Here is a 23,074-nt window from a genome sequence, read left to right as displayed (position 1 = left end):
CTATCAGTAGCACTCCCAACATTACCGTAACTATCCTCAGCCATAGCTTGGCAACCATCTCTCTCTCCTTTGTTTTTCCAAAATTTTTTTACTTCTCTCGTCAAGCTTCTTCTTGTCCTATGACGCATGTTTCATTACTTACAACCACAACTACTCCGTACGCTCTTCCCTAACCTCATTTCAAAACCGCGGACAGCTTTTTATAGGCTACTTAGTCAAATACTCGCTGTCAAGGTTTTTGAGCTAGAGAATGACTAAGATGAAAACGATTTTCTTTTTTTATTCTTTTAAGCTTTTCAACGCGACTTCTACAATTCTTTTATTAGCTAACTCATTATTTTAATCGCGGCAGACAATCGACTTTTGTAGCGTGCGGCCTTATTTTTATGAATGATACCCTTATCGGCAATCGAATCAACAGTCCCTATAGAACTATTAAATGCATTTTTAGCTACTTCTTTATCTCCTGATCCTATCGCTTTTCTTACAAATTTAATAGCCGTACGCAACTTTGATCGTAAACTAACGTTATATTCTCTCCGTTTATCGGCTTGTCTTGCTCGCTTTCTTGCTTGTGCACTGTTAGCCATAACCCACTTATACCCCTACAAATGAAAAAGGCTTGATAATACTTTTTTTTCTACCAGATTGCAATAACCAGCCTCTTCCAATATGGAATGAGTCTGAAATTGAATTGCTGAATCGGTCATTATGCGAAGCATGGGGATCAATATGGAAGAAGCGAAGTTAAAGACCTTGTCGCAGATCAAGGCATTTCTGGACGGGACATCGGAGGTTACATTTCGAGTTTCCAAGGGAGAGCGTAATCAGTTTATCGAGCGTGTGTTCAAGCGGTTTGGCTACGCCTCGCATGGCCGGGTAGAAAAAGGTGTATTGCTGCGATATATCGAGCGCATGACTGGGCTGTCACGGCAGCAAGTGACACGATTGGTACGACAATACCGCAAGGATGGAAAGCTATCTAAACACCCGCAGCGTGTTGCCCCAAAAAACGGCTTCACTCGCCGTTACACAGTGGCGGACGTAGCCTTTCTGGCCGAGATGGATGTGCTGCATAACACACTGTCCGGGCCTGCCACCAAGAAGCTCATGGAGCGTGCGTTTCAAGTATTTGATGATGTGCGCTTTGAGCGTCTGCCCGACATATCGGTTTCTCACCTGTACAACCTGCGTGGGAACAAGCAGTACCAGAACAAACGACGGCATTGGACCAAGACAAACCCAACTGGGATTCCCATCGGCAAACGCCGCGCCCCGCAACCGAATGGTATCCCAGGCTATATCCGTATCGACAGTGTGCATCAAGGCGACCAGGATGGCGTCAAAGGCGTGTATCACATCAACGCGGTGGACTGTGTGACGCAGATGCAGTTCGTCGCCACTTGCGAGAAGATCAGTGAGGCTTATTTGCTACCGGTCATCCGGCAGTTATTGGATGGGTTTCCGTTTATCATACTCGGATTTCATTCGGATAACGGCTCGGAGTATATCAATTACAAGGTCGCGAAACTGCTGGAGAAATTGCTGGCTGAGTTCACCAAGTCACGGCCCCGGCATTCCAACGATAATGCACTGGCAGCATCCAAGAACGCATCAGTGGTGCGTAAGCATTTTGGCCATGCGCATATTCCGCAATACTGCGCCAGTTTGGTCAATGCCTTCTGTACTGAATATCTTAACCCTTACGTCAACTTTCATCACCCGTGCTTCTTCCCCGCAAACAATCACGGATGACAAGAGAAAAGAGCGCAAGAAATACCACTACAAGAACATGAAAACACCGTATGAAAAATTCAAATCAATACCCGATGCTAGTCAGTATCAATCCGGTACCGGAATTACGGAACAGATTACTAAGGCATTAGGTGCGGACGAAATTTCATTCAAACAAGCAGGAATCGGCAGTTCGCTGAGTGGACAGATCGGTGTGGTCGGAAAACGTATTTCATCGCGTGTTTATTTAAGTTATGAGCGCAGTCTGGCGACAACCACCATGGGAATCACGAAGCTGACTTACAATCTGACTCCCAAGCCAACCGTTGTGACACAGACAGACGAAGATAGCGCAATTGATCTCTTTTATACATTTCAATTTGATTAGAACTAATTTTCTGTACTCATGATGAGATTGCGCTGTGTACCAGCAGGTATTTTTGGCACCTCTCTTCGATGACCAGATCGGTCATTCTTCTTTCCAGCATATCAATGCGATTTTCAGCGAGAGCCTGATGTATCAGGTGGGGAAATTCCGGCAGGATGATTATCCAATTGAGCGCTTTTTTTCGCAAAAAGAAATCCGGTCGTGATCAAGAGAAAATGAGTGGAATTGATAAGGAAAAAGACGGCTTAAATATATCAAAGCAGCAAGAGTGACCGATTACAAAGCCTTTATTCGACGATCGCAACGCAAGCCAAGGACCAAAAACGGCGATTGGGGTTATTCTTCGCTAGTAGGAGTTCTTTATTATAGAACTGACACTATTTTGGAGCTCAGGCAACGGCCCTGACAGGCCGCGGTCTCCAGCAAATGGCAGGTGTGCCTTCACTTATTTTCAACCTTCTTGCCTTCTGACATTTTCTTAGCGCGCGCCACCTTGCGTTTCTGAAACTGGTCGAATTTGAGTGTCAGAAGGAATACGTAATCAATAATTGCATAGGTAAACGTCAGTACATCACTGGCATCTTGCCCGGAAATATCTTCGTCGGTAGCGTGCGCTGCGTAATTCCGCTGATCTCTCAACTCCTCGCCCCACTCAAAAAGCCGAGCGTCAATAATTCCTTTGTCGCGCAGTTCTTTGAGACCCGCACCAAGGTATGTGTCTTTGGTTGAAAAGTGCCTGCAGATGGCTTCAAGCGCGCGGCCACACATCGCGGTAGCCGCAAAGAATGCTCCTGCCTGTATGCATCTCTCCGCCTCATCCATGGACTTTTTTACGATATCCGGAATACCGGAATCAAGTAGTCGCCTTGGATTTGGGAAGACCCTTGTGACGTCCGGCCAGAACAGCTTTCTATCACGCATGCTTTCTTCGGTTTGGCCGATAAGTGCCGAATTGCATGAGGGACACTTCAGAAGGTACGTGCGGGCATTCCAAAGCGCAAATACCTCATGCTCATGGGATGCTATAACTTCAGCATCAACTCTTGCTTTGCATTCGTCACATTCGATTAACACTCAATCACCCCAAAAAAGGTGTCTGTCAATGAAGAACGGCCATGTTATCGTTAATCCTAGATCCTCAGTTGAGGTCACTTAAATCACCCAAGAATCGCATAGATTAAGGATTTTTGAAAGATGCATAGCATCACCAGTCAGGTCAGACTTTAATAAAATAGCTAAAATTGGCTGAAAGTATTGTCACATATCAGAGGTTTTTAGGCTAAATGTTGGTTACTGCAAATAAACGCAAGTTATTAACCAATAATTGATATTTTTCCTCAAATTCATTGAGGTTACATAACCACCACTAACTACCTATGACATAGCCTTCATTTTAATAAACTGCGCGACTCAGGCTGTCAGCTTAACCATATTTCTTCCGATTACGCCGCCGTCGGCTATGCGCTCGCTTCGCTTCAGCTTCAGTAAGCGGTGCAGGCTTTTTGTCGGCATAGGGGTTGTGTCCGACTTTAAAATCAACGCGCAACGGCGTGCCCTTCAGTTTAAAAACTTCACGGAAAGTATTTTCCAGATAGCGCCGGTAGGTTTCAGGCACATGGTTTAGCATGGTGCCATGCACGATGATTAGCGGCGGATTGGAGCCGCCCTGATGCGCATAGCGCATTTTGGGGCGCGACATGCCGCCGCGTGGCGGCGGATGTTTTTCGATCGCCGCGATCAATGCACGGGTCAATTTAGGTGTTGATAAATCGGCCATGGCAGCCGCATAGGCTTGATCAATGGAAGGCAGCAGATTTTTCATACCGCTGCCGTGAAGTGCAGAAATATAGTGCAATTGCGCAAAGCTCAGAAAAGCCAATTTTCGCGCCAATTCGCGTTTAATCGTGTCGCGCTGGTATTCATCCAGGCCATCCCACTTGTTCACCGCGATGACCAGCGCGCGCCCTGTTTCCAGTATAAATCCGGCAATATGCGCGTCCTGATCGGAAATCTCATTTTTTGCATCCAATATCAGTACCGCAACATTGGCATCTTCGATAGCTTGCAAGGTTTTGATAACGGAGAATTTCTCGATGGTTTCAAACACATGACCACGGCGCCGTAGACCCGCCGTGTCGATCAATGTGTAGTGTTTGTCCTTATGCGCAAAATCGATATAAATACTGTCGCGTGTCGTTCCCGGTTGATCAAATGCGATCACTCGTTCTTCACCCAATAACGTGTTGATGAGTGTCGATTTCCCGACGTTGGGACGGCCGACGATCGCAATTTTTGGATACTTGCTCTCGGACGGTTCTTCTTCGACATCTGGAAAATCCGCTAACGCATAATCAGCCAGCTCCTTGATATTGTCGCCATGGATCGCTGACACCGCGCAAGGATCACCCAGACCTAGCTCATAAAATTCAGCGGTAACGACGGCTGTCGCCATACCTTCCGTTTTATTCACGACCAGCAGAATTTTTTGCCCGGATTTGCGCAGTTGCTCGGCAATAATTTTGTCATGGGCTGTTACGCCTTGCCGGCCATCCACAATAAACAGTACTCTGTCCGCTTCGTCAATCGCCTGCAACGTTTGCTTGGCCATCGCGTGCAAGATGCCTTCTTTAACAACCGGCTCGAAGCCACCGGTATCCATCACCAGATAGGGTTTGTCCCCTATTCTGCCTTGACCGTAATGACGATCCCGTGTCAGACCGGGGATATCAGCAACGATGGCATCGCGGGTGCGGGTGAGGCGATTAAATAAGGTTGATTTGCCAACATTCGGACGACCGACTAAAACAAGTGTGGGTTTCATGATTTTTTACTGCCAGTGCCGTACACGCCAGGTGTCATTAAATGGAAAGGGTTCATATCCGTGTTACCAGAGCCCAGATGAATCGTTAAGATTCAGAAAGACTTACAAGAACTGCTAGAATTGCGTATTAAAAGCGTAAACACCACCCTTTGCTGTTTGCACTACAAACCCGTCAGGCAATAAACTAGCCGAGTTCGGAATAATACTGCCATCGGTGGCCGAACGCGCTATCAAGGCACCATCATAATTCCGCAATAAATTGACATAGCCTTGGTCATCCCCCACCACAATATATTGCCCTTTGATGATAGGTCTCGTCAGCTTCTTACTACCTAACCGGCTTTGTTTCCACATGCTGGCACCGCTGAGCAGTTCATAGGCGGCAACGACACCTTTTTCTTCAGTCACATACACATAGTCATTGTCCATAGTCAATCCGGCACTGCTGGAGGATTCACGCGCCCAGATTTGCGCGCCGTCATTAATCGCAAAACAGGCAACACGTCCCTGGTATGCAGCTGCGCAGACGAATCGATTGTTAACCACCGGTGCGCTGGTAATATCCGTCATGCGTTCCAGTTCAGTAACACCGCGGGGTTGTGAGACGGCGACTTCCCAGCCAATATTGCCATTAAACAAACTCATTGCCACCATTTTCCCGCCAGGGAAACCGGCAAACACAGCGCCATGTGAAATCGTTATTCCAGCAGTACTCCGCACAGTTAACGAAGGCGTTGCGCCCTGGTACACCCATTTACGCTTTCCATCAATGGCATCGAGCCCAAATATCCGGCCATCGACAGTACGCACAACTACGATATTATTTTGTACTTGCGGTGTACTGAGAATTTCACTGGTGACTGACGCTTGCCATAACGTATGCCCGGATTCGTTATATGCAAGTAGTTCGCCTTTAAATGTTCCAATCAGAATCAATCCTTCACCAACACCAACGCCTGCAGAAAACTTATTTTTCGTTTTAACTTGCCATAGCTCTTTTCCGCTTGCCGCGTCATACTTGGTCAGTTTTCCTTCTTCATCAGCTGTGTATACTGCGCCATTGTCATAAGCGGTATAAAAGGAGGCGATATGATTCTCACTGACTTTATCTTTCCATATTAAAGGAATCGGATCAGCCGCCTTTAAAGCATCGAGCTCTTCTTTTTCATAGACGATGACTTCTTCCTTGACTAATATATCGGATAGCTTCGTACTCATCGATTCAATGATAGGCATATCAAGGGGATTCATCGTGCTGCCACATCCTGAAAGCAACAGGACGGATAGCATCCAATATCGCAATAACCGCCAGGATCTGGCGAAATTCAACAGAAAAGTCACTTCTTGATAGTTAATCAGAATCGCCTAACCCATCCAATTTCATTTGAACAATATTGTAATAATTGTTATTTTTGCTTAGTTTATCGATAGCGGTTTGATAACTCAGCCGTGCTTCAGAAATTTTCTTTGCCGCCACCTGAATGTCACCTTTACGATCCCAATATAACCCCGCAAAGGATTCCCCATATCCAGCATTCAAAAACCGCAATGCTTCGTCGTATTTTCCCTCATCCAGCAAAATACCAGACACTCTTAAGCGCGCCAGATCGCGCAACTCTGTTTCTTTCGCATGATCGATAATCCATTGCAGGTTCTGTATCGCACGTTTATTGTTGCTTGCCTGCACATCGGCTTGTGCCGCAATCAACGCGGCACGAGGCGCATAGCCGCTGGATGAAAATCCAGCTGTGAGCAGTTGAGCCGCATCATTAATTTTTGCTGGGTCATTTGACGATTGAACTTGCCGCACCAGGTTATATAAATCGGCGGCCTGGTGTGCCTGTTGTTGTTGATAATACTTCCAGAGTTGCATGCCGCCAATCGTTACAAGAATAACTGTTAAGACAACAGTGATCGCGGTACCAAACCTGTCCCACCAAGCCTTGAACCCATCCATTTTTTCCCGTTCTTCAAAACTATAAGTTGCCATTATATCTTCCTGAATAAATGCTAAATGATATGAACACCGAATTGACTAAAGATTGCAATTTACCGTGAAAATATCGAAATAGGATGCTACGAAGGTTTTTTCCTAATTAAGTCAGTGACCCTATCTAATTTAATGCTGGCTTGCTCGATGGACTCGCGTAGCGGTTTGATAGTTACTTCCTGCGCATTAACTTCATCATCGCCAATAATCATTGCGTAACAGGCACCTGTAGCATCCGCTTTCTTCATCTGAGATTTAAAACTGCCACCCCCGCAATGTAATACGACGTTAAATCCTTCATCGCGAAGCGATTCAGCACATTTCCAAGCATAATCGATCACTTGTTCGCCATGATGAACGATGTAAATATCAGGTACAGGTTGCGTGATCTCCTTTCCGCATTCCTGCATCAACGCTAGCAGTCGCTCTATACCCATTGCAAAGCCACACGCTGGAGCGGATTTTCCTCCGACTTGTTCCAGCAAACCATCGTATCTTCCGCCCGCACAAACAGTCCCTTGCGCGCCTAGCTTATCGGTTACCCATTCAAATACCGTGCGGTTATAGTAGTCAAGTCCTCTTACCAAGCGTAAATTAATCTCAAAATTAATACCTTGCTCACGCAGTATATGCTGCAATGACTCAAAATGGATGCATGATTCAACGTCCAGATCATCAATTAATTTTGGCGCACTCTCGATGATCTCCTGCATTTTTGGATTTTTGCTGTCGAGTATGCGCAGTGGATTGGTATGCAAACGCCTTAATGAATCTTCATCCAAGCCATCACGATGCTGCTCAAAGTATTTGATCAGGCGAGCGCGATGCAACGCACGGGATTCAGCATTTCCCAATGTACTGATTTCAAGACGCAAGCCCGAGATTCCCAGTAAATCCCACAAGCGTGAACACATGACGATCAATTCCGCATCAATATCCGGTCCCGCAAAACCTAATGCTTCGACACCAACCTGATGAAATTGCCGGTAACGACCTTTTTGCGGCCGCTCATGCCTGAACATCGGACCGGAATAATAGAGTCTTTGCGGACCAGCATATAACAGATTATGTTCGATGACGGCTCGCACACACGATGCTGTGCCTTCAGGCCGCAAAGTCAGACTGTCATTGTTGAGATGATCAATGAAAGTATACATCTCTTTTTCAACGATATCAGTCACCTCACCAATGGAACGGATGAATAAATCGGTTTGTTCGACAATGGGTGTCCGGATATTCCGGTAGCCATAGGCAGCGAGCCATTGTTGCACCGTCTGTTCAAAATATGCCCAAAGATAGGATTCATCCGGGAGAATATCATTCATCCCGCGAATTGCTTTAACGCCAATAGTCATCAGACAGCTTTTCTCGGATACTTTTCGCTAACATATTTATCGACGATCTGACGGAATTCGTTGGCAATATTACCGCCTTTTAACGTCACTGTTTTTTGCCCATCTACAAACACCGGCGCTACCGGATTCTCACCGGAACCCGGCAAGCTGATTCCTATATTTGCATGTTTGCTTTCACCGGGACCATTGACAACACAACCCATGACAGCCAGCGACATATTTTCAACACCATCATATTGCTCACGCCACACGACCATTTCGTCACGTACGTACGCTTGAATACTCTCCGCCAGTTCCTGAAAATAAGTGCTGGTAGTACGACCGCAACCCGGACAAGCAGCCACCAATGGCACGAACGCACGTAATCCCATGGTTTGCAGAATTTCTTGCGCGACAATCACCTCGCGCGAACGGGTCCCACCCGGTTCGGGTGTTAATGAAATACGGATTGTGTCTCCAATTCCCTCTTGCAGGAGTATTGCCAATGCAGCTGTCGATGCCACGATCCCCTTAGATCCCATACCGGCTTCTGTCAATCCCAGATGCAGCGCATAGTCACAGCGTGCAGCCAGATCGCGGTAAACCATGATCAAATCTTGCACACCGCTCACTTTACAAGACAAGACAATTTTATTGCGGTTAAGGCCAATTTCCTCGGCCCTGGCAGCACTTTCCAGTGCTGATGTGATTAATGCTTCCCGCATTACATATTTGGCGTCTTGTGGATTGCTGGAAGCCGCATTTTCATCCATGATACGCGCCAGCATTTCCGGATCCAGACTTCCCCAGTTGACACCAATTCGTACCGGCTTATCATACTTACAAGCTGTTTCGATCAAAGTGGTAAATTGCTCATCGCGTTTTTTACCTTGACCGACATTTCCCGGGTTGATACGAAATTTTGCCAAAGCCTTCGCACATTCAGGATAACTGGTCAGTAGTTTATGACCATTGAAATGGAAATCGCCTACCAGAGGCACATGGCATCCCATATCATCCAGGCGTGCACGAATTTCCGCTACCGCGCTTGCTGCTTCCATTGAATTGACAGTGATGCGAACCAATTCAGATCCAGCGCGCGCCAACTGTGCAACCTGTTCGGCTGTAGCAGTTTTGTCAACCGTATCCGTATTGGTCATTGACTGCACTACGACCGGCGCACCGCCACCCAGCATCACCGTACCAACCCGGACACCTACACTAGACCGGCGATTTGTAAACGTACTATTTTCAGGCATAATTTAACTGTATTGAGATCAAAAATGATTACTGGCGACTTTATTCAAGCGTAAACCGTGCAGTTCCGTCCTGTCGCTTATAAGAAGCCATATCAATTACTTTGTCATTATAGGTGAGATTAACTGCCGCTGCATTGCCTATAACAATCGATAATGGCCTTTTCCCCGTGATAACTTGTTCACTCCCGTTCTTCTTGAGCTGTTCGAACAAAGAAGCGCCTGAGCCATCGACTACTTTAATCCATGAATCCCCAGTCAATTTAAAATATAAATTACCTGAATCACTTGGCATTGCAGTTGATTTCTCGCTTCTCTGAATGATGGGCTTGTTTTTTGCTGGAATAGTTTCAGCTTTTGTATCCGATTCCGCTTCTGAAATTTTCTCGCTATTAATTCGATCACTGGTTGTTAATTGCTGATTGGCTTGAGAACTGATTGTAGTTTTTGTAGTTCCCGACAAGGGCAACTGAATTTCTACAGAGGCTGTTCCCGATTCAAATTTTGCCACATTACTGACAGAATCGGCTTCAGGCGTTTTAATCCAGATATCATTCGCAAAAATAAAATAAGCACCCGCAATGATAGTAAATAATACGATAACAATTGTTAATCGATTGTTGCCTGAGTTTTCCCGGTTTGAAGAAAACGATATTTGTTTATTCTTAAATGGCGTACGCTCATAGGTCGATATCACCGGAGTAGATTCAGGAAGCAATTGCAATAAAGGAATCGGGTCTAACTGGACCAGATTAGCATAATTACGAATAAAGCCTCGTAAAAAAGTGCGTCCCGGTAGTTTTTCATAATTTTCTTTCTCAATCGCTTCGATCTGTAACACCGAGAGGCGTAATTGCCGAGATACATCTTCGACGCTCATGCCTTTCATCACTCTGGCTTTGCGCAATAAATGCCCAACACTTTGGACAACGCTCGCAGAATCAATGTCATTTAATTCATTTTTTGCCGGTTTATGATCAATGTGAGTATACATATTATTCTGATTGCTATTACCCTCGATTTGCTCGTTCTGATGATTATCCAGATTGGGAGAAACTATGTCTGAATCAATAATCTGTATGGCAGACAAAGATTCCATTTCGCTTTTTTCTATCTTGAGTATATTGTCGCTCGTTGCTTGATCTCGCTGAATTTTCTCAGTGTCATTATGCAGTATATGACCTTCCGTTCCGGCATTTAAATTAATATTGTTGGATTTAATATCTTCAGGAAGCTGGTCATCGTTGCTGTTTTTCTCGTTCATCGTATTCATTATCTAATTTTTCCTTCACGAATCGCAACTGCTTCTTTGGACTCAGGGAAATGCTTTTGCAGCTGAAAGATATAACTATCAACAGCCAGTTGATTATCCATTGCTTGCTCGATTTTTATCGCCAATATCAGACTCTCAGGCGTTAGTGAATTATTTTTCTGAAACAGAGCGAGCTTCGATTGTGCATCGGTTAAATTACCACGTTGAAAATCAGCATCAATCAATCCAATCAATGCAGGTGAATAATTAGGCTGGATAGATAACGCCTTCTGGAAAAATATTTGTCCTTCGCTGTATTTCTGGCGCTTAATTTCACAGATTCCCGCATTGACATATGACATTTCCGGCGTTGAATAAAGTGGATCTATGGCGGCTGTCATAAAATGATTAATGGCTTGGTCCATACGTTGAGGAAAGCGCTGACATAAGAACCATCCATAATTATTGTGTATCTCAGGGTTTTTAGGTGCCTTTCGGATTGCTTGTTCAAAATTATCCAACGCTTTGCTGTTTTCATTTAAAGTCATATTAATCAGCCCCAGTACATTATATGCAAGCGCATAATCCGATTGGGCCTTTAAGGCTTCAGTGACTTCTTCTAGCGCGACATCCAATTGCCCTCGATGAAAATATTCCGCAGCCAATTCTGTGTGAATTTTTGCACTCTGAAACGCCCGTTCTGCATTGGCTTGAACCGACATCCCATTGTCTATCGGTTGCTGCACGCAACCACCTAGCCCTACAAAATGCATCAAAAGAAAAGAAATTGACAGACTTTTTTTCACTGAATCGCCTCTATCCTCACACCAGCTGTGCGACGCGTTTTATCCTTTACCTGACCTGCGAGCTGGCCACAAGCGGCTGCTATATCATCACCGCGGGTTTTTCTAACCGTCGTAACAAGCCCGGCTTGCATTAACACATCACGAAAAACACGCACAGTTTCTGCTTTAGAACGCTTAAAATCAGATCCCGGAAACGAATTGAACGGAATCAAATTAAATTTACAGGGTGTATCGTGCACCAACGCTACAAGTTCACGTGCGTGCGCAATACTGTCATTAACACCCGCCAACATCACATACTCAAAAGTTATAAAATCTCGAGGCGCTGCCAGCAAATATCTCTGGCAGGCAGCCAATAACTCCTTAATCGGATATTTTTTATTAATCGGCACCAGCTGATCGCGTAAAGCATCATTCGGTGCGTGTAAAGATATGGCCAGAGCAACCGGACAACGTTCACGTAACCGATCAATCGCGGGCACCAACCCCGAAGTACTCACCGTAACACGCCGCCGCGAAAGTCCATAAGCATGGTCATCCAGCATCAAATCCAGCGCGGTAATAACATTATCAAAATTGGCCAACGGCTCACCCATGCCCATCATTACCACATTGGTAACAGCTCTATTTGCACGGGCTGAAGTATTATCGCTCAGATCCGATTGCAGTGTCTTGTTTGCAATCCACAACTGCCCAATAATCTCGGCAACTGTTAAATTACGATTAAAACCTTGTTTGCCCGTAGAACAGAAAGTGCATGCTAAAGCACACCCAACTTGGCTTGAAACACATAAAGTGCCACGATTCGCCTCCGGTATAAAAACAGTCTCGATACCATTACCCGCACCAACTGCTAGCAACCATTTACGCGTTCCATCTATCGCCACATAGTCAGTGATAACCTGTGGTAATTCGATGACCGCTTGCACTGCAAGTTTCTCACGCAAGCCTTTAGCCAGATCACTCATCGCATCAAAATCGGCAGTACTATATTGATGAATCCAGCGCAGCAGTTGCTTTGCACGAAAAGGTTTTTCACCAATTCCAGCGCAAAAATCCACTAGGCCTTTACTATCATAATTTAACAGATTGATTGTCACTATATAGAAACTATATGATCTTTAGCGGGAATAAATACTTAGTGTGGAAAAGAAACAAGCAATCTCTGCCGCAGCAGTTTCTGGTGCATCTGAGCCATGAACTGCATTGGCATCAATACTATCCGCAAAATCAGCACGGATAGTTCCTTTTTCTGCTTTTTTTGGATCTGTTGCGCCCATTAAATCTCGATTCTTTTTAATGGCTTCATCTCCTTCCAGTACTTGCACCATGACAGGACCGGATGTCATGAATTTAACCAGATCTCCAAAAAAAGGACGTGTGCGATGCACTGCGTAAAACTGCTCTGCTTCAGATTGTGATAAATGCATCATGCGAGCTGCAATAATTTTCAAACCATTTGATTCAAAGCGTGAATAAATCTGTCCAATTACATTTTTTGCAACAGCATCCGGTTTAATAATGGATAGCGTTCTTTCAATTGCCATTAAATACTCCAATAAATTAATAAATTAAACGTTACATTTTAACAAGAAAACACATCGACAATTCGTAAAAACATACCGTATTGTGTTAAAGACAAATTATTTTGCTAGATAGTATTAATAAAGCAACTCGATATTTTACAAATTGTGCACCACTCACTATGGATTGATCGAGCGAACTGAATAGCCCTGCTGTTTCCAATCTCTAATACCTTCACGGTAGTAGAAAATATTTGACCAACCCCAATCAATTGCTTCTTTGATCGCAATTGAACTGCCCATACATAAAATGCCGTTACAGTAAATAACAACAGGCTGGGTCTTTTTTACAATGGCACTTAAATTTTGCTCGTCGAAATCGCTTTTGATTGAAAGGTGATAGGCACCCGGAATATGTCCAATTTTAAAATCATCAAGCCCCCTGACATCGATAAAGTGATAACCTTTGTCGAATAATAATTTCGCTGTTACAGTACTTATTGTGCGAGCACCTTCAATTTTCTCTGGTGCCGGATTATCGGCTTTTGACGTATTCACAAAGCAGAATAACAAAATCAGCAGCAGAAATAAAATTCTACTCATTGCATTCACCAGTATCGTATCACTTAATTTCATTCTTAATTCCCGATATAGGATTATTCAAAATCAAACTGTAATTCTCACGATACTTAATCAGATTTATGGCGATCTCGGAAATATTTCTTATTTTCATAATATATTTCACAATTATTATCTTCAATCCAACCTGGATAGCCCAAGAGTGGAATAGGCGTCATATCAGAACTTGATGATAAATCTTGTAATAAAAAAGACTCTAATATTGAATCGATTAAATGCAATTGCTTTAACAAAGTCTGAGTAAAGAATGCTTCTTTAACATTGAAAATAATTCCTTTACCCGTCATACCAACATAAGGATTCAAAGCTTTCTCATACAATCCATGACCAAAAACAAAAAACCGCATTGATGACAGCATTCCCTTACGTTGTCGCCAAAACAGTTCCTTCCATTCAAAATCGCTTAGTAGTTGAGTTAATGTTTTCTCGCTACTCACAACGATCACGCCCGATTCATCAAAAAGCGTTGCTGCATCCCTTAGCGCACAGCGTTGTTTAATCTTGTTTTCTGATTCAAATAATTGAGCCTGATAATGCAGCTGATTAAGTGCCGATTTTGCTCGCGGGAATGTATGCCATACCAAGGCGTTAAAAAAATCATGCCAGTTCTTAACCCTTGTTTGTATTTGGCCAGTTAGATAAATTCTCGATTCATAGCTTTGCTCAAAACATTGCTTCCCAATACCCTGAGGTACAAAGCAAATTTGCTTCTCAGATTGAGTCAGAACTTGTTGATTTCGCGGCAGTACTAGTTTATTTAAGTGAGAATGCTCAGGCCAAAATGCACAATTTGCAAAATACTTTTCCAAATGCAAAAACGGCTCAAACATAGGTGAAAGATTCACAAAATTTGGATTCCAATCATGTACGTTCATGCTTGGTTTAGAGCATAGCTAAAGGATATGTTGATAAAAATATGCGTGAGCAATTAATGGTCATTAATAAGCAAATCGCTTTTCACATTCTCTGCACGCAATAGTTTTAAATGCTCCAAACCAAAGTGAATAAATGCAAGCGCTGTAAATATCGGAGCCAGTAGATTGAGTATCGGTATAAATTGAAATAGTCCTGTCAACAAACCTAATCCCCATAGTGAGTATCTGTTTGATGCGCAAATTGTCTTAATTTCTTGTTTACTGGCATGTTCAGATAACGCGTCATATCGAAACAACTGCTGGTTCATAAAAGCTGCTGCTACAAAAGGAACAATAATTCCTGCCCCAACTGCCCACAATGGCATTGTGATGACCCAGAGCAGTATAAAAATACCGCTGGCAAGTATTGCATTAATGATACTGCCGCCCAGGGTACCACCATACTCGCGTTTAAGTTCAGGAAAAGAACGTTTAGCAACCAGCTTGACGAGCGCCGGCATTATAAAGATAGTTGTAATCAGCAAAGTGGTTATTATCACGAGCGGGATGAACAAAATTATGTGGATCATGCTTTGAATAGCAGAAGTAATCCACCCAGATTCCATATTTTGCAGCCATTCACCGATACCAATCTCATTCAACACCAAAAGTATCATCTCAGAAAAACTATTTTGAAAAATGAAACCGATAATGAGCCAGAACAGTATCGAAACTAAAATTGGCCAAATGATAATCCATGCGATCTTTAGACGCATCAGATCGCGAAATGCGCTTGCAGTTGCTTTAATAATAAAAGACATTTAAATTGCCAGTAAATGATATATAGGCTAAGGACGGCAATTATCTATGATATCAGCATGATTTACTAGGCATCTCGTTTTAACAGTATATTAAGCCAGCAAGGCAAAGCCTATTTTATGAACCGAAAATAATACTGAATTTCTTTTTGACTATCACCGTAATAGTCTTAAATATGTAATACTTAAAACTGTTTACTTTAATTTTCCAGCATTCCAACAAAATAGACTTGAATACTAAAGTTCCTAATCAAGATGACGATAAGTACTCAATGAAATTTGTTATGAGGTATAAAAATGAAAATAGATAAATCTTTACAGCCAGTGTCGACTGTTTCTGTCAGTGATGGAAAAAGACGCGCTGATATCACACCGAATCCAAATGCAGGCCAAGAAAATAATGTGCATTTAAGCTCGAATGTTGCGAAACTGCAAAATATAGACAGCAGCTCTGCTAGCGGTTCGATTGTCAACACGGCACGTGTTCAGGAAATCAAGCAAGCTATCAGTGAAGGAAATTTTCAAATAAACCCGGGGGTTGTCGCCGATCGGTTGCTTGAAACAGTTAAAGAATTGATAGAGTCTAAAAAAGGTGCTATTTGATGACTTCTTCTCAGCATCTCGTATATTTTATGAGAGAACTAGAAACTGAAAGAAACACCTTACGTGCATTTATTGAAATTCTAAAAAAAGAAGAATGTGTACTCGTTGAAGGAAAAATAGAAAAATTAGATTACCTTGCCTCCGATAAATCACGTTTAATTGAAGAGTTGATAAAGCTCGACGATCATCGTAATGAATATTTACAGAAGCAAGGGCTTCCTTTGGAGAAAAGCAGCATCAATGCTTGGCTGGCCGAACAGCATTCTGGTCAGTCTGAAGTAAAAACTTTATGGAATGAATTATTAGATCTGGCAAAAACAGCGCAACAACTTAATCATTCAAACGGCTTGATTATCTCAACTCAACTACAACATAATCAACACGCCTTTTCCGCATTACATTGTGCAGCAGGAAATGTTTCCTTATATGGCCCCAAAGGTCAAACTTATATTTGAATTTCGTTCTAATACTCAACAATTGGAATTTCAGTTACTTTATCAGGGTCCGTTGACAAAATCATAACTGTTACCCGTCGATTTCTTTTTCTACCTTCAGGTGTCTCATTAGTTTCTATGGGCCTATTTTCGCCATAGCCTATTGCTGTAAGACGATGCGCCTCAACGCCATTTTCTATGAATAACCTGATCACACTACTTGCACGTGCGGAAGATAATTCCCAGTTTGATGGAAAGTTTTCTGTCTGAATGGGTAAATTATCCGTATGCCCTTCGACATGAATCTCATGCTCGTGTCCCTTGATAACATGAGCCACTGCTTGTAATGTCAAACTTGAATTATCTGCAAGCTTAGCTTGTCCTGGTGAAAAAAGAACACTGGCATTGATTTCGACAGTGATCCCTAAAGAACTTTGTGTTACTCGCACCTGCCCATCCTTTACTAAGGGCTCCAACGCATGGAGAATATTTTTTGCCATGCTTTTCATTTTTTCTTGCTTCTTTGTTTTCTGAAAACTTAGATCATCAATCAGCTTGATTGAGTCTGCTTGATTTGATTGCTGGATACTGATAGGAGAAAATTCCGTAGCCAGTGGAAGCGTAAGATTGGATGGGTTGTCGTTTTTAAATGCACTGACCAATGAAGAGCTTAAAACACGATACTTGCCCTCGTTAACCGATGAAACTGCGTACATTACAATGAAAAAAGCAAATAACAGCGTAATGAAATCAGCATATGAAACAAGCCAACGCTCATGATTATCCGCGTGCTCCTCATTCTTTTGCTTTCTTTTTTTTAACATGGATTACTCAAAAAATAATTTGATAACCGGATATTGCATGCTCAATTTAAACAAAATAACCTTTCAAACGGTTTTCTATTAGCCGGGGATTCTCACCATTGGCGATAGCAACAAACCCATCAACCAGTATTTCCTGCATGACCACATGCTCATTAATAATACTTTTTAACTTATTTGCTATTGGCAAGAAAATCAGATTGGCTAATCCAACACCGTAGATAGTTGCAACAAAGGCGACCGCAATACCATTCCCTAAAAGCTCTGGATCCGATAAGTTCTCCATAACATGAATCAAGCCCAGCACAGCACCTAATATACCGATCGTCGGTGCATAACCGCCAGCCGCTTCCCAGATCCGGGCAGATTGACGTTGGTGCGCCTCAAAAGCCAAGATATCAATCTCCATAACTTCACGTAATTTCTCCGGCGTACTTCCATCAGCAAGCAGCTGCAATCCTTTTCTTGTCAAAGGATCCTTTACAACCGGCACTTGCGTTTCAAGCGCCAATAATCCTTCTTTGCGTGATATATGAGCCCAATTGATAATCTGTTTAATTAAAGTTTGCGGAGAATTGATTGGCGGGAAAAATACCCACGCACTCATTTTGACTCCATTGAGGAAAATTTTTACTGGGCTTTGTAGCAAAACTGCTCCAACCGTACCGCCCATGACAATCAAAAAAGCTGCAACTTGCAGCAAAGAACCAACGTGACCGCCCTCGAGAATCTGCCCGCCAATTATTGCAATAAAAGCCAACAAAATACCGACAACACTATTTAAATCCATCTTTGATTTTTTATTCATCACAGAATCCATTTAATGACACTGGATAATTAGCATACATCTCAAAGATTTCTTAAACGGCTGCGCAAACGTGCGACAGCTTGCGTATGCAGCTGACAAACCCGGGATTCACTCACACCAAGTACTTCGCCGATTTCTCTTAAATTCATTTCTTGTTCGTAATGCATCCCCATTACCTGTTTTTCCCGGGGAGGAAGATTATCAATAGCAGCAATTAGTTGATTCCGGAAATTCTCATCCAGCAGTACATTTAAAGGATCGCCTTCAGAATTGATGAATAAGCGATCCAAAAATGGCTCTTCATCATCCTGCTGGAAATCTTCGTAATAAATTAATTGAGCGCCTCGTGCACTTTGCAAAGTCTCATGATATTCATCAAGGGACATATCCAACTCCTCAGCCAGATCTTGTTCGCTGGGCGCGCAGCCTTTACGTTGCTCTAACAAACTAACTGCAGCTTCAATACGCCGCATTTTTTTTCGTATGCTGCGCGGCAGCCAATCTGCTTCACGCAATTCATCCAAGATAGAGCCGCGTATGCGCTGCGCTGCATAACTCTCAAACTGCCTGCCATACGAGCCTTCATAGCGATTGATTGCATCAAGCAAACCAATCATCCCCGCTTGAATAAGATCATCGACCTGTACACTCGCTGGCAATCGAGTCATCATGTGATAGGCGATACGTTTTACCAATGGCGTAAATTCAGTTATAAACTGTTCTTTATCAATTGCTTTAGTTCCAGTCGCAGTATACATAGTCAATCACACCATAAAATTTGCCATGCTAAGATGGCTTGTCCGAATCAATCGCTGCATGAAATTATCGATTCCCCCGTTATATTTATCCGGGCATGAAGAGCGCAAAACATTCCGAGCCAGATGTTTAAAACACAGTGCAGCTTGCGAAGCCGGGAATGCTTCAAGCACCGGCTTGCATAATTGCGTTGAACTACGTAATTTTTCATCACTTTGGATATAGCCAATATATTCCAGAGTTACTGACAAATATTGACGCGCCACTTTGTATAGATTCTGGTAAATAGACAGCGATTCTGTTTCTGAATCAACTTTATTCACAAGAATAAGGAAATGCTGCTTGCTATACTCCTGGCTCATGATTTTAATCAGCACATACGCTCCCGTAAGGGATGCGGCTGAGCCAGAAATCACGATCATGACTTGTTCCGAAGCTAGACTTAAAGGCAGGACATGGGTTGTACCGGTCATTGCGGTATCAATCAGCACAATATCAACAGACCCGGTAAGCTCTGCAAAACTTTTAATGAGCCAATCTTGCTCAAGTGGATTCAACTTGTTTAATGCATGAATACCGCGCATGGCAGATAGTATGATGATATTTTCCGGGCCTTGTAAAAGCACTTGATCCAGCCTTTTATCTTTATGGATCACGTGAAGCAAATCAAAGCGTGCCTGTAGGCCTAAACTCGTACAAATGCTGTTATGGCAGGGATTCTCGTCAATCAATAACACACGTTGACCATTCTGCGCTAATGCCGTAGCAAGATTCACCACAACACTGGTTTTTCCAATCCGTGCTGCTCCCCCTGCAATTGTGAAAACACGAGCTGAATCAGTCTCTTGGAATAATGTCATATTACGTAGCCCTGCCGCCTGATCGTGTAGAATCAATCTAGTCATAGGTAAATCCTGCCAATGATTTTTCCTCTGATTGTGATGGCGCTCCACCATTCTTAGTTGCCATAATTAAAGCGAACTCTGCATCCCGCAAAGTAAAAGCGGATTCACCCGGGGTCGATTTAAAAATACGGTGTAACAAATAGCGTGGATTAGCGGCATGAATATCTTCTGGAACCTTTTGTCCGTTAGCGACATAATGCAGCAGTAATTTTCTGCGTATGACAACATCCAAAACTACGCCTAAACTGGCGGCTTCATCGACTTTTGTAATAATACAACCGTAAATACCGCTCTTCTGGTGAGCAGAAATCACCTCATCCAGAGTTTTTCCATTCGATGCGGCACTCAAAATAAGCATGCGTTTTACATCTGCGCCACAGTTACTCAACATCGCAATCTGCTCCGCAACCATTTGATCACGCTGACTCATGCCCACCGTATCGATCAACACCATATGTTTGTTTTTCAGCTCCGACAGGGTTAACTGCAAATCTTCGGTATCTTTGATGTTACGAACAGGAATACCCAATAATTGCCCATAGATTCTTAGTTGCTCATGGCCGCCGATACGGTAACTATCAGTAGTCAGCAACGCGACTTTGTCTGCGCCATGCCGAATTACACAACGCGCTGCCAGTTTTGCAGTGGTCGTGGTCTTGCCAACACCTGTAGGACCGATCAGTGCATAAACACCACCTTTTTCAACGATGTCATCATTGGCAACTGTGCGCAGATTAAAAGCCAATGCGGACATTGCCTGTTTCAGGCTCTGTTCATAATCAAGATCTGCGGGTAGCCTGTCGACTAACCGGCGTGACAGCAACGGGCTAAAACCCGTATCTAACAAGGTGCGCAACAGTTTTACTTTTTCTGGCCTACGCTGTGTGAAGTTTCCCCACGCGACAGAAGCCAGTTGATCTTCCAGTGTATTTTTCATCGCCTGTATCTCAGCAATAATGTCACGGGCCAATGATGCGGACATCACATCATTCGATGCTTTCAGGATTTCTACTGGCTCACTGGCTAAAGACAGTAGCGCTGAATAGGATTCAGCCCCACTCGGCTCTATATTTTTCCCGTAATGAGCAATACCATTCGATGTCAAAGTTGACGGCGTCTGGGTATGCACCAGATCTGACATCTCAGAATCCGCCAGCGCCATGATTTCAACACCGTCCCTGGTTTTTCTGTTTGATAAAATGACGGCATCAACTCCAAGTTCTTCTTTAACTTGACGTAATGCTTCTCGTGATGTGGAAGCGATATAGCGTTTTACTTTCATTTGTTACCCCCAACAAGGGAAGTGATTTTGATTTTTCGTGAATCCGGAATTTCTGAATGAGAAAGCACTCTCAACTGAGGTAATGCACGGCGTAAGAATTTTGCCAGTAAGAAACGGATAGCACCTGGCACCAGTAATACAATAGGCAATCCAAGTTTTTCTTGTTGTAGCGCTGCGCTACGTGCTTCTTTTAACAACGTATCGGCAAGCCCGGGTTCAATTCCGGTACCTTGAACACCACCAGACTGCATCACTTGGATAAGTATATTTTCCAATTCATGATGTAAGCTCATGACTTGAACCTCTGCACCTGCGGGGAAAAACTGATCCACGATTGCACGACCTAAAGCTGCCCTGACAATCGCGGTTAATTCGATAGCATCTTGTGTTTGTGTTGCATGCTCAGTCAGTACATCGATGATGGTACGCATATCCCGGACATGTACACTCTCTTCCAATAAATTGTGCAAGACTTTCTGTACTGTCGATAGCGGCAATAATTTCGGAACCAGATCTTCAATAAGCTTCGGAAATTGCACACTGAGATGATCAAGGAGTTTCTGTAGCTCCTGTCTGCCCAATAACTCGGCAGCATGCGAATTAATTAAATGGTTGATATGCGTAGTTACGACAGTACTGGCATCGACAACGGTGTAACCATTGATCTGTGCCTGTTCACGCAAAGTAGCCTCAATCCATACAGCGGGAAGTCCAAACGCCGGATCACTGGTTACCGTGCCAGGTAACTGCATCGTGACGCGTCCCGGATTGATCGCCAGATACATACCGGAATAAGATTCCCCCTGACCGATTACCGAACCCTTTAGGGTGATGCGATAGGCATTTGGCCGCAGCTCTAGGTTATCCCGGATGTGTATCACCGGTGGTAAGAAGCCGATTTCTTGCGCAAATTTTCTACGTATGCCATTTATTCTTTTTAACAAATCCCCCTGCTGCGCTTTGTCTACCAGAGGAATCAATCGATAACCGACTTCTAAACCCAGCGTATCAATGGGTGTCACATCATTCCAGCTCGCATCTACTTTCTCTATGGAAGGTATTTCTGGAGCAATCGACTCGATGGTTGGAGCAACTGTATTTTTTATCTTTAAATAAGCTATCGCCCCTAAAATAGAAGCAATAAACAAGAATACAAAATTCGGCATGCCAGGTACCAAGCCCATGATGCCCATAATGCAAGCCGTTATCACTAATACTTGCGGTTGATTAAATAATTGACTTAGGACTTGCTCACCCAGATCTTCATCGGTGGTCACACGACTCACAACTAAACCAGCTGCTGTTGAAATAATCAGTGCGGGAATTTGCCCAACCAAACCATCACCAATGGTCAACATCGTATACTGCTTGGCTGCTGCGCCTAATTCCAAATCATGCTGCAGTACACCGACAAGCAATCCACCGATAATAGTAATGAGCATAATCAGTATGCCCGCAATGGCATCTCCCCGTACAAACTTACTGGCACCATCCATCGATCCATAAAAATCAGCCTCTTGCGAAATATCAGATCGACGCTTGCGAGCTTCATCTTCGCCAATCAATCCTGCATTCAAATCGGCGTCAATGGCCATTTGCTTACCCGGCATCGCATCAAGTGTAAAACGCGCACTGACTTCCGCGATACGTCCGGCACCTTTGGTGATCACCACAAAATTGATAATGACCAGAATAATAAATACAATTAAACCAACGGTATAATTACCTCCAACCAGAAAATGTCCGAAAGCTTCGATCACTTTACCGGCTGCGTCAGGTCCCGTATGCCCCTCCAGCAATACCACCCGAGTTGAAGCGATATTGAGCGATAACCTTAATAAAGTTGTGATCAAAAGTATTGTAGGGAATACTGCAAAATCAAGCGGATTCTTGGTGTAAAGACTCACCATAAGTACAATAATGGATATTGCAATATTGAAGGTAAATAGAAAATCCAGTATGAATGGCGGCAATGGCAACACCATCATAGCCAGAATCATAATAATCAGTATCGGACCGGCAAGGGTCTTGAGATTATTGATGTCTGTTA

General features: G+C 43.5%; 25 protein-coding genes. 5 read left to right on the top strand and 20 right to left on the bottom strand.

Annotated elements, in window-relative coordinates; genetic code table 11:
- Positions 1–326: 326 nt before the first annotated feature.
- Entirely contained in the window at positions 327–590 is a 264-nt protein-coding gene (rpsT, locus tag QZ942_RS11870; RefSeq protein WP_292995835.1) for a 30S ribosomal protein S20, read from the bottom strand.
- A 121-nt stretch (positions 591–711) separates the two neighbouring features.
- Here rpsT and QZ942_RS11865 point away from each other — a divergent pair, with 121 nt between their 5' ends.
- The 3 genes from QZ942_RS11865 to QZ942_RS11855 are packed head-to-tail and all read left to right on the top strand — an operon-like array spanning position 712 to position 2,327.
- On the top strand, positions 712–1,755 hold the full coding sequence (locus QZ942_RS11865; protein WP_292995833.1) for a hypothetical protein: 1,044 nt from the start codon (positions 712–714) through the stop codon (positions 1,753–1,755).
- A 37-nt stretch (positions 1,756–1,792) separates the two neighbouring features.
- Complete coding sequence (locus QZ942_RS11860) at positions 1,793–2,122, top strand: translocation/assembly module TamB domain-containing protein (RefSeq protein ID WP_292995831.1); 330 nt, start codon at positions 1,793–1,795, stop codon at positions 2,120–2,122.
- Positions 2,123–2,174: 52 nt separating this feature from the next.
- Positions 2,175–2,327: a hypothetical protein gene (locus QZ942_RS11855; protein ID WP_292995829.1), complete on the top strand. Its 153-nt coding sequence runs from the start codon at positions 2,175–2,177 to the stop codon at positions 2,325–2,327.
- A 236-nt stretch (positions 2,328–2,563) separates the two neighbouring features.
- On the opposite strand, the gene QZ942_RS11850 is transcribed toward QZ942_RS11855, so the two are convergent.
- From QZ942_RS11850 to QZ942_RS11790, 13 genes are all read right to left on the bottom strand, one after another.
- Positions 2,564–3,196 carry a DUF4145 domain-containing protein gene (locus tag QZ942_RS11850; RefSeq protein ID WP_292995827.1) on the bottom strand — a complete coding sequence of 211 codons (633 nt, stop codon included), beginning with the start codon at positions 3,194–3,196 and terminating at the stop codon, positions 2,564–2,566.
- 349 nt (positions 3,197–3,545) lie between these two features.
- Positions 3,546–4,943 (bottom strand): ribosome biogenesis GTPase Der, encoded by a 1,398-nt coding sequence (der, locus tag QZ942_RS11845; protein ID WP_292995825.1) that lies wholly within the window; start codon positions 4,941–4,943, stop codon positions 3,546–3,548.
- 114 nt (positions 4,944–5,057) lie between these two features.
- Positions 5,058–6,233 carry an outer membrane protein assembly factor BamB gene (gene bamB, locus QZ942_RS11840; RefSeq protein ID WP_292995839.1) on the bottom strand — a complete coding sequence of 392 codons (1,176 nt, stop codon included), beginning with the start codon at positions 6,231–6,233 and terminating at the stop codon, positions 5,058–5,060.
- Positions 6,234–6,294: 61 nt separating this feature from the next.
- Positions 6,295–6,933 carry a tetratricopeptide repeat protein gene (locus tag QZ942_RS11835; protein ID WP_292995823.1) on the bottom strand — a complete coding sequence of 213 codons (639 nt, stop codon included), beginning with the start codon at positions 6,931–6,933 and terminating at the stop codon, positions 6,295–6,297.
- 86 nt (positions 6,934–7,019) lie between these two features.
- On the bottom strand, positions 7,020–8,288 hold the full coding sequence (gene hisS, locus QZ942_RS11830) for a histidine--tRNA ligase (RefSeq protein WP_292995821.1): 1,269 nt from the start codon (positions 8,286–8,288) through the stop codon (positions 7,020–7,022).
- The gene (gene ispG / locus QZ942_RS11825) at positions 8,288–9,526 is read right to left on the bottom strand and encodes a flavodoxin-dependent (E)-4-hydroxy-3-methylbut-2-enyl-diphosphate synthase (RefSeq protein ID WP_292995819.1); all 1,239 of its coding nucleotides are present in this window, start codon (positions 9,524–9,526) and stop codon (positions 8,288–8,290) included. The genes hisS and ispG overlap by 1 nt, the downstream gene beginning before the upstream one ends.
- Positions 9,527–9,566: 40 nt before the next feature.
- Positions 9,567–10,796 carry a RodZ domain-containing protein gene (locus QZ942_RS11820; RefSeq protein ID WP_292995817.1) on the bottom strand — a complete coding sequence of 410 codons (1,230 nt, stop codon included), beginning with the start codon at positions 10,794–10,796 and terminating at the stop codon, positions 9,567–9,569.
- The gene (gene pilW, locus QZ942_RS11815) at positions 10,796–11,581 is read right to left on the bottom strand and encodes a type IV pilus biogenesis/stability protein PilW (protein WP_292995815.1); all 786 of its coding nucleotides are present in this window, start codon (positions 11,579–11,581) and stop codon (positions 10,796–10,798) included. Before pilW ends, QZ942_RS11820 begins: the two co-directional genes overlap by 1 nt.
- Positions 11,578–12,681, bottom strand: a complete 1,104-nt coding sequence (rlmN, locus tag QZ942_RS11810) for a 23S rRNA (adenine(2503)-C(2))-methyltransferase RlmN (RefSeq protein ID WP_292995813.1) — start codon at positions 12,679–12,681, stop codon at positions 11,578–11,580. Before rlmN ends, pilW begins: the two co-directional genes overlap by 4 nt.
- Positions 12,682–12,702: 21 nt before the next feature.
- Positions 12,703–13,128, bottom strand: coding sequence for a nucleoside-diphosphate kinase (gene ndk / locus QZ942_RS11805; RefSeq protein ID WP_292995811.1), 426 nt, complete (start codon positions 13,126–13,128; stop codon positions 12,703–12,705).
- 156 nt (positions 13,129–13,284) lie between these two features.
- On the bottom strand, positions 13,285–13,740 hold the full coding sequence (locus QZ942_RS11800) for a rhodanese-like domain-containing protein (protein WP_292995809.1): 456 nt from the start codon (positions 13,738–13,740) through the stop codon (positions 13,285–13,287).
- Between the two features lie 53 nt (positions 13,741–13,793).
- On the bottom strand, positions 13,794–14,618 hold the full coding sequence (locus QZ942_RS11795; protein ID WP_292995807.1) for a DUF3025 domain-containing protein: 825 nt from the start codon (positions 14,616–14,618) through the stop codon (positions 13,794–13,796).
- Between the two features lie 53 nt (positions 14,619–14,671).
- The gene (locus QZ942_RS11790) at positions 14,672–15,418 is read right to left on the bottom strand and encodes an EI24 domain-containing protein (protein WP_292995805.1); all 747 of its coding nucleotides are present in this window, start codon (positions 15,416–15,418) and stop codon (positions 14,672–14,674) included.
- Between the two features lie 294 nt (positions 15,419–15,712).
- Between QZ942_RS11790 and flgM the strand changes: the two genes are divergently transcribed.
- Both flgM and QZ942_RS11780 read left to right on the top strand, forming a co-directional pair.
- Entirely contained in the window at positions 15,713–16,018 is a 306-nt protein-coding gene (flgM, locus tag QZ942_RS11785) for a flagellar biosynthesis anti-sigma factor FlgM (protein WP_292995803.1), read from the top strand.
- The gene (locus QZ942_RS11780; RefSeq protein WP_292995801.1) at positions 16,018–16,473 is read left to right on the top strand and encodes a flagella synthesis protein FlgN; all 456 of its coding nucleotides are present in this window, start codon (positions 16,018–16,020) and stop codon (positions 16,471–16,473) included. The genes flgM and QZ942_RS11780 overlap by 1 nt, the downstream gene beginning before the upstream one ends.
- An 8-nt stretch (positions 16,474–16,481) precedes the next feature.
- Here the strand turns inward: QZ942_RS11780 and motD are convergent, their stop codons facing one another.
- From motD to flhA, 6 genes are read right to left on the bottom strand one after another with little or no spacing between them, the layout of a single operon-like run.
- Positions 16,482–17,276 (bottom strand): flagellar motor protein MotD, encoded by a 795-nt coding sequence (gene motD, locus QZ942_RS11775; RefSeq protein ID WP_292995799.1) that lies wholly within the window; start codon positions 17,274–17,276, stop codon positions 16,482–16,484.
- A gap of 46 nt (positions 17,277–17,322) precedes the next feature.
- The gene (locus QZ942_RS11770) at positions 17,323–18,081 is read right to left on the bottom strand and encodes a flagellar motor protein (protein ID WP_292995797.1); all 759 of its coding nucleotides are present in this window, start codon (positions 18,079–18,081) and stop codon (positions 17,323–17,325) included.
- Positions 18,082–18,122: 41 nt separating this feature from the next.
- Positions 18,123–18,839: an RNA polymerase sigma factor FliA gene (locus QZ942_RS11765; RefSeq protein ID WP_292995795.1), complete on the bottom strand. Its 717-nt coding sequence runs from the start codon at positions 18,837–18,839 to the stop codon at positions 18,123–18,125.
- A 6-nt stretch (positions 18,840–18,845) separates the two neighbouring features.
- Positions 18,846–19,742, bottom strand: a complete 897-nt coding sequence (locus tag QZ942_RS11760; RefSeq protein WP_292995793.1) for an AAA family ATPase — start codon at positions 19,740–19,742, stop codon at positions 18,846–18,848.
- Positions 19,735–21,024: a flagellar biosynthesis protein FlhF gene (gene flhF / locus QZ942_RS11755; RefSeq protein ID WP_292995791.1), complete on the bottom strand. Its 1,290-nt coding sequence runs from the start codon at positions 21,022–21,024 to the stop codon at positions 19,735–19,737. The genes QZ942_RS11760 and flhF overlap by 8 nt, the downstream gene beginning before the upstream one ends.
- Complete coding sequence (gene flhA, locus QZ942_RS11750) at positions 21,021–23,066, bottom strand: flagellar biosynthesis protein FlhA (RefSeq protein ID WP_292995837.1); 2,046 nt, start codon at positions 23,064–23,066, stop codon at positions 21,021–21,023. Before flhA ends, flhF begins: the two co-directional genes overlap by 4 nt.
- Positions 23,067–23,074 lie beyond the last annotated feature (8 nt).

This window comes from Nitrosomonas sp., assembly GCF_021731985.1.
Taxonomy (GTDB): Bacteria; Pseudomonadota; Gammaproteobacteria; order Burkholderiales; family Nitrosomonadaceae; genus Nitrosomonas.
This window is presented reverse-complemented; position numbering and strand designations above follow the sequence as displayed.